This window comes from Sporosarcina luteola, from assembly GCF_007991495.1.
Classification (GTDB): Bacteria; Bacillota; Bacilli; order Bacillales_A; family Planococcaceae; genus Sporosarcina; species Sporosarcina luteola.
Map to the genome: position 1 here is coordinate 52,357 of NZ_BJYL01000027.1, position 14,021 is coordinate 66,377.

12 protein-coding genes and 1 riboswitch are annotated in these 14,021 nt (G+C 45.7%); of the genes, 9 read left to right on the top strand and 3 right to left on the bottom strand.

Annotation, left to right across the window (positions count from 1 at the left end; genetic code table 11):
* Positions 1-130 precede the first annotated feature (130 nt).
* From SLU01_RS10705 to SLU01_RS10725, 5 genes are all read left to right on the top strand, one after another.
* On the top strand, positions 131-454 hold the full coding sequence (locus SLU01_RS10705) for a PadR family transcriptional regulator (protein WP_147058133.1): 324 nt from the start codon (positions 131-133) through the stop codon (positions 452-454).
* On the top strand, positions 451-1,326 hold the full coding sequence (locus SLU01_RS10710) for a permease prefix domain 1-containing protein (protein ID WP_147058135.1): 876 nt from the start codon (positions 451-453) through the stop codon (positions 1,324-1,326). The genes SLU01_RS10705 and SLU01_RS10710 overlap by 4 nt, the downstream gene beginning before the upstream one ends.
* A 15-nt stretch (positions 1,327-1,341) precedes the next feature.
* On the top strand, positions 1,342-2,358 hold the full coding sequence (locus SLU01_RS10715; protein WP_170232674.1) for a TolB-like translocation protein: 1,017 nt from the start codon (positions 1,342-1,344) through the stop codon (positions 2,356-2,358).
* A gap of 232 nt (positions 2,359-2,590) precedes the next feature.
* Positions 2,591-3,775, top strand: a complete 1,185-nt coding sequence (locus tag SLU01_RS10720; RefSeq protein WP_147058139.1) for a NupC/NupG family nucleoside CNT transporter — start codon at positions 2,591-2,593, stop codon at positions 3,773-3,775.
* A 175-nt stretch (positions 3,776-3,950) separates the two neighbouring features.
* Entirely contained in the window at positions 3,951-4,967 is a 1,017-nt protein-coding gene (locus SLU01_RS10725) for an LLM class flavin-dependent oxidoreductase (RefSeq protein WP_147058141.1), read from the top strand.
* A 168-nt stretch (positions 4,968-5,135) separates the two neighbouring features.
* Here SLU01_RS10725 and SLU01_RS10730 read toward each other — a convergent pair whose 3' ends face one another.
* Positions 5,136-6,365 (bottom strand): dicarboxylate/amino acid:cation symporter, encoded by a 1,230-nt coding sequence (locus tag SLU01_RS10730; protein ID WP_147058143.1) that lies wholly within the window; start codon positions 6,363-6,365, stop codon positions 5,136-5,138.
* A gap of 170 nt (positions 6,366-6,535) precedes the next feature.
* Between SLU01_RS10730 and SLU01_RS10735 the strand changes: the two genes are divergently transcribed.
* A complete protein-coding gene (locus SLU01_RS10735; RefSeq protein ID WP_218029700.1) occupies positions 6,536-6,907 on the top strand; it encodes a spore germination protein GerW family protein in 372 nt (123 codons plus the stop codon).
* Positions 6,908-7,072: 165 nt separating this feature from the next.
* Complete coding sequence (locus SLU01_RS10740; protein ID WP_147058145.1) at positions 7,073-8,770, top strand: sulfate adenylyltransferase; 1,698 nt, start codon at positions 7,073-7,075, stop codon at positions 8,768-8,770.
* 54 nt (positions 8,771-8,824) lie between these two features.
* Here the strand turns inward: SLU01_RS10740 and SLU01_RS10745 are convergent, their stop codons facing one another.
* Positions 8,825-10,090, bottom strand: a complete 1,266-nt coding sequence (locus SLU01_RS10745; RefSeq protein ID WP_147058148.1) for an Nramp family divalent metal transporter — start codon at positions 10,088-10,090, stop codon at positions 8,825-8,827.
* A gap of 280 nt (positions 10,091-10,370) precedes the next feature.
* Complete coding sequence (locus tag SLU01_RS10750; RefSeq protein ID WP_147058150.1) at positions 10,371-11,552, bottom strand: MFS transporter; 1,182 nt, start codon at positions 11,550-11,552, stop codon at positions 10,371-10,373.
* Positions 11,553-11,635: 83 nt separating this feature from the next.
* A riboswitch (purine riboswitch) is annotated at positions 11,636-11,735 on the bottom strand.
* A gap of 189 nt (positions 11,736-11,924) precedes the next feature.
* On the opposite strand from SLU01_RS10750, the gene SLU01_RS10755 reads away from it, so the two are divergent.
* A complete protein-coding gene (locus SLU01_RS10755) occupies positions 11,925-13,316 on the top strand; it encodes an MATE family efflux transporter (RefSeq protein ID WP_147058152.1) in 1,392 nt (463 codons plus the stop codon).
* Between the two features lie 76 nt (positions 13,317-13,392).
* Complete coding sequence (locus tag SLU01_RS10760) at positions 13,393-13,905, top strand: hypothetical protein (RefSeq protein ID WP_147058154.1); 513 nt, start codon at positions 13,393-13,395, stop codon at positions 13,903-13,905.
* The last annotated feature ends 116 nt before the right edge of the window (positions 13,906-14,021 follow it).

Sequence of the window (14,021 nt, forward strand, 5' to 3'; positions counted from 1 at the left end):
CACCCCTCTCATTCTCTTCCGCTAATTATTAGAATAACATAAAATGAATGAGTATTCATTTAGGATAACTGGCACCAGCATTGCAATACGAGGTACCACGTGATACGATGTCTATGAAGAGGTGATTGACGTGGATCAAGAGATGATGAAGGGGAGTATTGATTTAATATTGCTGTCGTTGATAGCGCAGCGGGATCTGTATGGGTATGAAATTGTGAAAGTGTTGAAAGAAATCAGTGAGGATACGTATGAAATGGGGGAAGGGACCTTATATGCCGCATTGAAGCGCCTCGAGAAAAAGCAATGGGTTGTATCTTATTGGCAAGAAGTCGAGGGAGGCAGAAGGAAGTATTATCGACTGACGGATGAAGGCGGAGCGGCTTTACAGAGCAAGCAGGAAAATTGGAAGTGGATGAACACGCTTGTACGTAAAAGCTCGGAAGGCCTGACATGAAGATGCAACCCGCTTTCCAACGTTTCGTCAATGGAATCGTCCGCCAGACGGATTGCAATCAAGAGGAGCGGGTAGACCTATATGATGAACTGCTCTCTCATTTGGAATGTGCATTCATAGATTACAAGAAACAAGGATATTCAGAAGAGGAGGCTATTCGAACCGCGATGTCAAACTTCGGAACTGAACAGGAAATCGGCAAACAGCTTCAAGAAGCGATGTATCCGTACCGGAAAGGAATGATGTTGGCGCTTTCGATTGTATCATTGCTATTCGCCTATAGTGTGTATGCATGCCAGTTATTCATAATGGGAGACGCACATATCCCGTGGCTTATTCTTGCAGTCTTGATTAGCACAGCCATCCTTTTCGTGACAGTGCGTCCCGTCACTTCATTGAACCGGCGTTTGTGGATGAACAGCTTATTGCTCGTGCATCTAGTTGTCTTTTTCTATGGATTGTTACTTGCAACCGATTTACTTCGCCCGTACTCCACGGGATTAACAATCATCGCATTGATACTTATTGTACTGTCCATCATTCTTGTGTACCGGACGACAATTTATGATTTCCCTTCGGAGCGGCAACTTTTACGTAAAGATGCTAAACGCCTGCATTTTATTAATATAACGACCGGGATTTTTATTGTTTTCGTGACGCTTTTCTTTTTGTGGGCATTTCTTTGGTTCGCACCGGCGGGATCTCCTGTATTTTTAATTCTCTTAATCCCGATCGGTAGTTGGATTTTGTCGTACACGCTGCAAATGGTTTTATTGGCAAAGCAAAAGAAAACATGGGCATATGCCATTGTCTTCTTACAAACGGCAATAATTATGGCGGCCATCGCGTTCTGGTTCATTAATATATTTTAGATGGAGGGAAGGGTTATGAATAAAACATTCGGTATGCTCTTCGGTTTAATTGGAACGATAACTGCAGCGTTTATCGTGCTCGGTCTCGTGTTTGATAAATCCGAAAACGAAAAGCAGCAAGGCCTGACCGATAACTATGATGTGTCGATTGACGGTAGAATCGCGTATGTCAAATATGACAAAGGGAAAGCCGGCATTTATTTGACAAATGGGGCTGGAGAGCCGATTGTCCAGCTGCCAGTAGAACAAACGATTTTGGATATCAATTTTTCAAAAGACGGCAAAACGCTCGCTTATGTTGTGTCTGACAAAGAGATGGATGCGGAAAGCGGGAGCGCCGTGCATCTAGTTAATATAGAAACTCTTGAGGATCAAACTGCGTTCTCATCAAAGTCCATCATTACGGAACTTGCTTTTGATCCGAAAGATCCTGATCAGTTGTTTTATTTACAAGCTGGCGTGTTTACGAATTATTCACCGATTACAGGTCCGCGCCCACATGATTTTGACGTTCATAGCTACGACCTGGCGGAAAAGAAGCATACCCAATATACTGAGTTAAAGAAGTACAGCATGCGATCGCTGCAAGTATCTGCATCCGACGAAACCGTGTTTGTCCAAATGGATGATGATGAAAATGCACAAACAGCCGACGACATTTTTGAATCGAGGCAACGGATTTTTCAAATACCGCTTGACGCGCCGGATGAAAAGTCAATTATTAGCAATCCTGCCGGACAAGAAGATATCTATGACTTCCTTCTATTGCCGGAAAGGGATGAATTGATTTACCAAGCGGTTGGTGGCACGGGAGCGAACGGGGTATTTGAATACGAATTATTCAGCTTCAATTGGAAGACGTATGAAACGAAACAGTTGACCAACTTAAAAGAATACACAGCCAAGCCCATTCTCAGCCCTGACAATAAAATCTATTTCCTGCTCGACCGCGAATTCGCAGGGCGGCAACCCGACTACCACATCTACCAAATGAACGTAGACGGAACAGACATAAAAGAAATTAAATGGTGACAGGCACCCGAACAGTTCTGAATTGTTCCGGTGCCTGTCACCGTTTTTTTGTATAAAACGGCCGAGTTGTCGAATAACTAATGCAAGACGTAAGGTTCATGCTAATTCGTTGTGTGTGCTAGATGAATTCGAACGTTATATAATGGGTTGCGCTTTGTTTATAAAAGGCTTTACGGGGAAGTTAAAGTCTACACATAACAATATTTAAGGCATCTAGGGAGGAGTCATCATCTTGCAATTCATCATATTTATTGTGGCGCTGCTTGTTATTTTTATCCTCGCGTACATAGTAAGCAACGGCAAAAAGAAGATAAAAGCGAAACCGGTTATCACAATGGTCGTCCTGCAACTCATCTTTGCTTTCCTTCTTTTAAATACCGAATTCGGGCTCATCATTATCCGAGGGATATCCAGCGTATTCGATCATCTTTTAGCCTTTGCAGCAGAAGGAATCAATTTTGTGTTCGGCGGAATGGCGAATGAAGGGACGAGCCCCTTCTTCATGAACGTACTGCTGCCGATCGTATTTGTATCCGCCCTGATCGGAATTGCGCAGTACATCAAACTCCTGCCACTCATCATCCGATTCCTCGGCTTGCTGTTAAGCAGGATCAACGGACTTGGAAAACTGGAGTCATTCAACGGGGTCGCCTCCGCTGTGTTTGGTCAATCCGAAGTGTTTATTTCTGTGAAAAAACAGCTGCCGCACATACCAGACCACCGATTATACACGATGTGCACATCCGCCATGTCCACCGTTTCGGCCTCTATCTTGGGAGCGTACATGACGATGATTGATCCGAAGTATGTCGTTACTGCTCTCGTCTTAAACCTATTTGGCGGGTTCATCATCGCCAACATCATCAACCCATACGAAGTCACGCCAGAAGAAGACATCATTGAGACCTTTGGAGAAAGAAAGCAGTCCTTCTTTGAAATGCTAGGAGAGTATATCCTTGACGGCTTCAAAGTCGCAATCATCGTCGGCGCCATGCTTATCGGATTCGTTGCATTAATCGGTATGGTGAACGGCATCTTTGAATCTGCATTCGGCATCACCTTCCAAGTCGCCCTTGGATACGTATTTGCACCACTGGCCTTTCTCGTCGGTATCCCAGCGTCTGAAGTCGTCCAAGCTGGAACAATCATGGCAACAAAACTGCTGACGAATGAATTTGTTGCGATGATCGATTTGGGCAACATCGCCTCTTCCGTTTCAGAAAGAACAGTCGGCATCATTTCGGTGTTCCTCGTCTCCTTCGCCAACTTCTCATCCATTGGAATTATCTCCGGCGCGGTGAAAGGATTGCATGAAGAAAAAGGGAACCTCGTCGCAAAATTCGGTATCAAACTGCTGTACGGCGCAACATTGGTCAGCCTACTGACAGCAGCCATTACAGGGATCATGTTAGGGTAAACTAAGCCAGGCATCATAATGATGTCGGGCTTTTTAATTGGCTATCGCGAAACCGAAACGATATCATAAAAGGGAATGGGCAAACCTTTTTGGTGGAATCGCGACGTACCGTACACACGGAGTCCATCCTATCTGTCCACAAAACCAAACACATTAAAATGGGGAGTGAGCAATAATGATCAATCCTTCAGCAAAGAAATTCAACGGCATTCCGTTATCGATTCTTGACCTCGCGCTGATCAATGAGGGAAGTGATGTGGGTCAATCGTTCAAAAATAGTGTGGATCTAGCCCAACATGCAGAAAAGTGGGGGTTTAACCGCTTTTGGCTTGCAGAGCATCATAATATGCAAGGCGTCGCCAGTTCCGCGACGTCCGTCATTATCGGCCATGTGGCGGGCGCGACTGAAACAATCCGTGTAGGCTCAGGCGGCGTCATGCTTCCGAATCATGCGCCCCTCGTCATCGCAGAGCAATTCGGTACTCTTGAAGCGATGTATCCGGGAAGGATCGACCTAGGACTCGGCCGGGCTCCCGGAAGCGACCAAGCGACGGCTTATGCACTGCGCCGAACACTTCATAGCAGTGGCAATGAGTTCCCTGAACAGTTGGCGGAGCTGCGACAATACTTCAAATACGATCCATCCGCCCGCGTCCGTGCCATCCCGGGCGAAGGCCAGGACATTCCGATCTGGCTGCTCGGCTCAAGCGACTTCAGTGCGCGGCTTTCCGCGGATCTGGGACTTCCATTTTCATTTGCAAGTCATTTTGCACCTACGTATTTAATGCCCGCTCTGCAGCTGTACCATCGGCTTTTCCGTCCGTCGAAAACGTTGCAAGAGCCATACGTCATGCTGGGCGTCAATATTATCGCTGCGGATACTGACGAAGAAGCACATCGATTGGCGACTTCTTATCAGCAGCAATTCTTGAACATACGAAGAGGCGTTACAGGGAAATTCAAGCCGCCGGTCGATGATCCGGATACCTTCTTCTCAGAATTTGAAAAGACGGCCATCGATGAACTTTTGGAATGGCCTTCCACCATTGTCGGCAACCCTGAAACGGTCAAACAGAAATTGGACGAATTCATTCAAGCAACAAAAGCGAATGAATTAATCATCAGCTCAGGAATCTATGATCATGAAGACCGTCTGCGTTCCTATGAAATTGTCGCAGACATGATGAAGTGAGTTGAGATTATCTATTGAATACTGATTTTTATCGATTGTATTTTCATTTTTATCGATTAAATATCATAGGATATCTATCGAATCCGTAAATATATCACCATTTCAGGACTTTTGACTCACGTCTAAAAAAGCCGAGAACCGATAACTCTATCGGATCTCGGCTTTTCCCTATGCTTTATCCAACCCGCGCTTTTTCTCATGCTGATCAATCAACCTTGTCCCGACTAAATCGCCGGTCACGTTCAAAGCGGTTGCGCCCATCCCGACGAGGGCGTCGATTGCTGTCAAAAGCGCAACGGCTTCCATCGGCAATCCTAGCTGCACAAAGACGGTCGCAATCATGACAATTCCTGCTCCTGGAACGCCAGCTGTCCCGATTGAGGCAAGTGTTCCGATCAAAACAACCATCAGCATGTCCGCCACACTAAGAGGAGTTCCGACGATATTTGCAGCAAACACTGCTGAAACCGCAATCCGTATGGCAGCGCCGTCCATATTAATCGTCGAGCCGAGTGGCAAACTGAAGCCATATAGGCTTTTTGATATCCCCATGTTTTTGGCTGCAGTCAAAGTAAGAGGCAACGTCCCTGTGCTGCTTTGCGTAACAAACGCCGTAATCATTGGCGTCCGGGCATGTTTGAAAAAATGGCCTGGGTTTATTTTGAAAAGAAGCAGAAGAATGCTGTATAGGAAAATCTGTACAATTAATGCAATATAAAAGACCCCAATCATGCCGCCAAGTGAAATAAGCGTATCAATTCCTTGGCTTCCCACTGTTTTTGCCATGATTGCAAATATACCGATCGGCACATATTGAAGAATTGCTTTCAGTATAACTAAAGAGGCTTCATTCAACGCAGTAACTGTCTGCAGCAGGGAATCTCCAAGTACGCCATGGCTTTCGGAAGAACGCATGGCAGATATGGCAATGCCGAATACAAGCGCTGTGAAGATGATGCCGAGCAAGTTCATCTCTGTGAAAGCCGTAATGATATTAGAAGGCACGATATTCAGCAGTACATTGACGATGCCGGGATTCTCCGGAACATCGAACGTTTCATTGCCTGTGAGCTTCATTCCTGTGCCTGGATGGAAGATGCTTGCGACAAATAACCCGACAACAATCGCTACTGCTGAACTTAATGTGTAATAGATAAAAACTTTGCTGCCCATGCGACCAAGGTTTGTGATATTCGTTTGATTCACCCCGACGATTAATGTAAACAAAATGAGGGGGATGATCAGGAATGTCAGCAATCGAAGGAGCAAATCCCCTAATGGGGCAAGCACGATGGCCTGTTCACCTAATACAAACCCTGCCAGGACACCAAGTACAAGGGCGATCGAGATTTTTAAAATTAATGAAGCATGAAGGTAGGATGTCCAAATTTTCTTCATCATGCGGTTCTCCTTCCCATAGTTAAAGGAACTAAGTAAAGTGTGTCCAAATACACGCCGGTGGAAACTAGAAGTAATCGAAAATAGATGCTTTGATGTCCTTTACCCTAAAAAGTCAAAAGGAATGTATAGAGCGGATGGCGAATAAGTATGGGAGGGAGGGATTTGCGATGTTAACTGAGCTGGAGCAAAGTGTTGAAAAGCAGAAGGAGAAGATGGAAACGCCGGTAGCGACGTTATTCAATAAGTTTGCAAAACATAGGGATGTAACGCTCGTATATGGTGACCCGATTGAAGTAGGATTGACAAAAGTTATTCCTGTAGCAAAAGTAAGGTATGGTTTTGGCGGTGGCGGTGACAATGAAGGGAACAATGGCGGCGGAGGAGGATTCCAAATCAATCCACTTGGGGTCTATGAAATCACCCCAGACAGCGTGAGATTTAAATCGACCCGCAGCAAGATGACATTAGTATTAACGCTATTGACAGGCGGTCTTTTCTGGCTGATCGGAAGAAATATGGGGACATGTAAAAAGCGTTGACATGACACCGGTTCGAAGGCTCTTTTTGCAAGGGCCTTTTTTAATTCAATTAAATCACTCTATAAATTTCAGAAATTTTACTTTTTGCGAGTTGGAAAGTATGCTAACATTCAGAATAGAGAATGCGGTTTCTTACGTATACTAATTTGTATAGGGGGAGAAAAAATGTTGAATGTTACTGAAAACAGGTTTGCGCATTATCCGCAGCAACCTCATGGGGGAAAGCTAGTTGATAAGGTTTTGACAGGCGAAGAGCGTGAAGAAGCACTCAACAAAGCAAAACAGCTTCCGGCAATTATTGTGGATCTTGAAGCGATCATTACGCTTGAAATGATTGCGACAGGCGTGTTGTCGCCGAATGAAGGTTTTATGAACGAAGTCGATTATAAATCCGTCCTCGAAAAAGGACGTCTTTCAAACGGGACAGTATGGCCGGTGCCGCTCAGCTTCGCCCCTTCAGGCAGCAGGAATAGCGAGGTCATCAAGTCACTGACCGTCGGGGATGAAGTGGCTCTAACTGACGAAGACAATGGGCCGGTGGCAATCCTGCATATTGAGGATATCTTTGATTACGATAAAGAGTATCGGGCCTCCCATTTGTTCGGCACGACGGACCGCAATCATCCGGGAGTCGATTCGATTTTCAGGCGAATGGGGAATGTGGCGTTAGGTGGACCGATTCGTTTGCTTCGTCGCGTAGATTGGGGGCCTTTTGAAAAACTGCGATTGGAGCCAAAGGATACTTGGCATGAGTTTTATGAAGTGAAAAAGTTCCGCTCTACGGCTGGGTTCATTACTGGCGCGAATCCTTTGCATCGCGGCCATGAATACATCCATAAAAACGCGTTGGAGGAAATTGACGGTTTGCTTTTGCAACCATTAGTCGAAATGGCAAAAAAGGAGTATACACGCCATGAGTTCCGAATGCTTTCGTATCGGGCCGTTCTGGATACGTATTATCCGAAGGGTCGTTCTATACTCGCTCCGCTCCGAGTGACGTATATTTTCGCAGGCCCGCGTGAAACCGTGCTGCACGCGTTAATTATGAAAAACTACGGATGCACACATGCGCTAATTGGTAGGGACCATGCCGGAATCGGCGATTATTATGATAAGTATGCGAGTCATAGCATTTTTGACCAGTTCAAACCGGAAGAGCTCGGAATCGAAGTGAGGTTGTTCCATGAAGTGTTCTATTGCACACGCTGTGATAGTCCAGCGACAGAGCAGTCCTGTCCGCATGATAGTCAATATCGGATTAACATTTCCGGCACAGGCATCCGGGAAATGCTGCGTCACGGCATCATGCCGCCGAAGGAAATCGTCCGTCCGGAATCAGCACGAATTGCGATACAAGGCGTCCAACCGAAAGGGCTTGATGAAACTGACAGCTCCATTTCGCCAGTCGGAAAGACGATTAAAAGCATGTTCCCATTTTATTTGGAGAGAACGAGGCTTGGTGGCAGAAAGCGCCCAGCACCTTTGACGGTGGAAGAGTTAACAAATTTCGATTTAGAAGCGGCGAATTTGGACGTCCGGGCAAATGCCGACCGCATCTATCGGGAGATTTTTGACGAATATAGCAGCATGGGCGATACGAATCGGAATTTGCAACCAGAATGGGTAATGGATGCGCGGGAATCGCTGCATGCCCAACAACAAATGGTCATCGACGATCTGGAGGAGAAAGTAAAGCAAGCTCCTGCGACAGCTTCAGACGAATACATGTACCAAGACAAGGAAGAGGCGGAACGGGAGCTCGACGTCGCAGAAAAAATCCTCCAGGACATCCCGAAAGCGCTACGCGACGACGGTTTCGATTATCGTACATGGAACACAATGCCATATAACCGCTACCGTTAAAAAAATTGGTGCCTGCCACCCGAACAATTCGGAATTGTTCGGGTGGCAGGCACCTTAAAATGTTTCGTACAGCAAAAATAGGTTTAAGAGGATAACAACAGCTGCGACCATCCAAGCAGCAATCGTCGTCACTTTGTGATTGACCAAACTGCCCATCAGCTTCTTGTCTGACGTGAACATAATGAGCGGAACGAGAGCGAAAGCGATACCGAATGACAAGATCACCTGGCTTAGGACAAGTGCTTCGGTCGGGTTCGTTCCTATGAATATAATGATGAGTGGCGGAATCATCGTAATGGCTCTTCGGACGTACAAATTAATACGGACATTAATAAACCCTTGCATGACGACATCCCCTGACATCGTCCCGACTGAAGAACTCGATAATCCCGCAATAAGCAAGCCGAGTGCGAATGAAATCGCCGCAAATGGACCGATCGATTGGCCAAGCTGTTGGAACGCGACGTCCAAGTCTTCAACGACTAACCCCTCTTTGAAGAATACTGCGGCGGCGATGATTAACATGCTCATATTAATAGCACCTGCGATGACCATCGCAATGACGATATCGACAAACTCGAATCGGAAAATCCGCTTTTTCTCTGCCTCATTCTTCCCAACAACCCGGTTTTGCGTTAATGAAGAATGTAAATAGATGGCATGTGGCATAACTGTCGCTCCGAGAATTCCGGCAGATAAAAGAATGCTGTCAACGCCAGCAAATTGCGGCGTGAACATGCCTGCAACGACCGATCCAACGTCCGGCTTCGCTAAAAAGGTTTGAAACGCGAAAGCCACGACTACTATGAAAACCATGCCAGCGATGACGGCTTCAAGCGTCCGATACCCTCGACGCTGCAGTTCAAGAATGACGAAAGAGCCAACTGCTGTAATCAATGCCGCTGGCAGCATCGGAATATTGAATAGCAAATAAAGGCCTAAAGCGGCACCGATGAATTCTGCTAAATCAGTAGCAATAATGACAAGCTCACTTTGTATCCATAAAAAGATGGAAACGCCTTTTGGAAATTTTTCGCGTGCCACTTCGGGTAAATTACGCCCCGTTGCAATGCCTAATTTCGCGGAAAGTGACTGAATGAGCACCGCCAACACATTGGAAAAGACGATGACCCAGAGTAAAAGATATCCGTATTGTGAACCTGCCGTTATATTTGTTGCAAAGTTGCCCGGATCAATATAGGCGACGGATGCGATAAAAGCCGGTCCAAGAAAGGGAAGGAATCTCGAAAGTCCCGTCACTTCACCGCTTAGCACTGCTTCAGCTGTTACTTTCTTTTTAAGCTTATCTTTATTCTTCATTACAAGTGACGCCCCCTTTCACCCTCCTTATGTACACTTTCTCACATCTGGCTAAATGTAAACATCGCCACATGAAAAAGAATCATAATTGTTCCGAAGGGCTCATTCTTTTTTCAAAGGGCTCATTTATTCCAAGAACGGCTCATTCTTTTGTACAACGGCTCGTTCATTCTTTCGCGGCTCATTCTTTCGCGCAACGGCTCGTTTATTCCGAGAACGGCTCATTCTTTTGCACAACGGCTCATTTATTCCGAGAACGGCTCATTCTTGCCAAACCTCATTAAATATCAACCGATTTTTCCTGTACAAGCTTTGCCTTGTTTCTTCCCATAGAAAGGGAAATGACCGCGCAGAGGAAGCCAATGACGACAACCGCTCCGCCGACGGTCGCCGTGCTGTTGACCGAATCGGTATGGCTCAAGACGGCCCCACCAATCGCGGAGCCTATTGCAATCCCAACTTGCAAAGCGGAGTTATTGAAGCTTTGGTGGATGTCAGACGAAACAGGGTCCGTTTCTATAATATAATCCTGTAAAGGCGGTGCCAAAGCCCAGCTCAATCCACCCCAAATCATCATAAAGACGATGAAAAATGGGAAAGAGAATGTGGTGTAGGGCAGCACGAATAAGGAAATCGCAAAGGTGCCAAGTACGACCAATATGCTTTTCCGCGAACCAATCCAACTCGCAAGTCCGCCACCGAACGCTCCGCCACTCACAGCCGCAATTCCGAACAGGAAATAACAAATGCTGATCCAGTACTGATTCAGCTGCAAATTTGTTTCTAGAAAAGGTGTAAAGTAGGCATACACCGTATAATGCCCCGCCAACATGAACATCGTCGCAAAGTGGGCAAACACAATTTTTTTATTGCCCAGCGCTTTTAGTTGCGCAGATAACGGCTGTACTTCGCCTGTCGGGATCTTCTGAAGGAACACAGATATAAGAATGAAAGAACCGATAGAAAGTACGGCAATCCCGATAAAGACCATCCGCCAGCCAAATGCATTCGTAATGAGAATGCCTAGCGGTACTCCGAGTACGAGGGAAGAACTGATTCCCATGTAAATATAGCCTAGTGCCTTCGCCCGTTGCGGGGCTTCTACAATTCGAGCCGTAATGGTTAATGAAAGAACGATGAGTAAAGCAGCGCTCATCGAAGTGATGACGCGGGCAATCATGACGAGAGAAAAAGTCGGACTGAAAAAGGTCATGACATTCCCAAGTAAAAATATCGACATCGTAATGAGGTAAAGCTTTTTCCTCTCAATTTTTGCAGTGAGCGATAATAACACCGGTCCAGCGACGGCATACACAAGTGCATAAACCGTTATGAGCTGCCCTGCGGTGCCAATGGATACGTTCAAATCGTCCGCAATGACTGGTAAAATCCCGCCGACGATCAATTCAACGAGTCCGACAGTAATGGTCGAAATGGCAAGTATGAAAACCCTAAAATCCAAATGAATTCCTCCTGATGATGAATGATCTATACGATGAATCTTTTGAGCGAAATCTATTTCGGAAAATAAAAAAACTCCCGGCTACAAAGTGGATTTACCTTTGTAGTCAGGAGTTATTGGTTCCTGGTAGAGACCCTCAACCCGTATTATTGAGGTTATACATGTTAGTCGCTATGAAATTCTCGTTTTTTAAATTTAACATGGTCTTGCAGAATTAGCAAGTACCCGGGTATACTCATTTTTAAAAAGCTCACTCAATAAATGAAAAAGAATTATAAAAATATAAAGCTAAATGTTGCTCAATCGTCGTTTTGTATGATAAGATATTCCCTGTTTTTGGATGAATTTAATTGAAAAGAAGGCGATGAATAGATGGCAGCAATCGCAGCCAACGGCCCGGGAAAGAAACTGAACTTGTTTCATTTAACGTGGCCGATTTTTCTTGAGTTATTTTTGTTTATGTTAATGGGGTTGGCGGATACTTTCATGTTGAGCGCATTGTCTGACGATGCAGTTTCCGGTGTCGGGGCGGCGAACCAATATGTGCAAATCGCAATCCTCGTTCTAGAAGTAGTCGGTAACGGTGCAGCCATTGTTGTTGCACAATATCTAGGTTCGCGTCGTTTTATTGAAGCATCGAAGATATCAGCGCTTGCCGTCACTTTAAATCTTTTAGTTGGCCTCGGAATTAGTGGAGTCTTCATTCTATTCACGAGCCGTATAATGGAAACGATGAATTTGCAAGGGGACGTCCTCGCGCATGCGGAAGCGTATTTGATCATCGTCGGTGGCGGGATTTTCCTGCAAGCGATCATCAACTCGCTTGCTGCAGTTATTCGGGTACACGGGTTTACAAAACAGACGATGTTCGTTTCACTCGGCATGAATATTATCCACGTCGTCGGAAACTACGCTCTTATCTTCGGGAAGTTCGGCATGCCTGCGCTAGGCGTGCAAGGGGCTGCGATTTCATCGGTCGGCAGCCGGCTGATTGCAATGTTCGTCTTTATTTGGCTACTGTACCAGGTGCTTGAATACCGGATCGAATTCCGTTATTACATTACGTGGTCGAAGGAATACGTCAAAAAGATCTTGCATATTGGGCTGCCTTCAGCGTTCGAGCAGATTCTTTACCAATCATGTCAAATTGTCTTCCTTTACTATGTCACTTATCTTGGCACGGAGGCACTTGCGGCTAGACAGTATGCGACAAACATATCGATGTTCAGTTATTTATTCGCGCTTGCGATTGGTCTCGGAACAGCAATTATTGTAGGCAGGCTCGTCGGAAGCGGTGAAAAGGAGGAAGTATACGAGCAAGTTTGGTCCTCTTTGAAGCGGGCGCTCATCTTTACTGTCGTGTTGGTGGCGCTTGTCATGACGTTCCGGTACCCGCTCATGCGCCTTTTCACCGATAATGAGGAAATCATCCAGCTTGGGGCATCCGTCTTGCTATTATCATGCTTGCTGGAAACAGGGCGGACGTTCAACATCGTTATTATCAATTCGCTCCGGGCTTCGGGCGACGCAAAATTCCCTGTTCTAATGGGAGCACTTTCGATGGTCATGATGAGTCTCCCGCTTGGATATTTCTTCGTCTTCGTTCTTGATCTAGGGCTAGTCGGTGTTTGGCTAGCCATCGCGGCGGATGAGTGGACACGTGCGGTCATAATGATGCTCCGTTGGAAAAGCAGAGCATGGGAGCGTTACGCACTTGTTGAACCTCTTGAACAAGAAGCGGAAGCGAAACCAGAAGTTGTTTGAATGAAGCATTGGGGTACCTGCCACCCGAACAATTCAGAATTATACGGGGGCAGGCACCAAAAACGGAGGGGTTATCGTGTACGATCCGACGGTATTTGAAAATCTTAAGGTTGCATTTGAAAATCAATTGTATGACTTGGATACGATTGAGGGAGAAATTACGATGCTGGGCCGATCCGACGTGATGGATTTCGCCATTTTATCAAGAAAGCTTGCAATTCGTTTTGAGCTTGTCGAGCATCAGGCAGTCACTGCTGAAATCATACTGGAAGCATCTTTAACGGATTTAGCGGATGAACTATTAGAAAATCCAGGGAAGAATCCTAGTTGTTCGTTGACACTGCGCTTTCACAAGCGAGTTCAAGATGTAGCTGAGCAATGCCAACGTATCGATGAAGCGCTGAACGAAATTTGGGAAAATGAGGCCGAGATCGCTCAAACTTTGCATTTCACATACGGGGAAGCAGCATCCAGTTACTTGGATGTCATTGAAGTAAGATTCAAGAAGATAAATGAAGACAATATGCGGGAGATTCCGGATTTCCTTCAGAGTGTTCTAATTGCATTAGGCGTCTTAAATGGCATTTGAAAATGAAAAACTTTGAGGTATCTCTATCCCGAATTGTGAAATCCCTATATAATAAAAGGCAGATGCATAATAGGCCTAGTTGATGACTTTTGTAAACGTTTATGCGTGGGTCAATG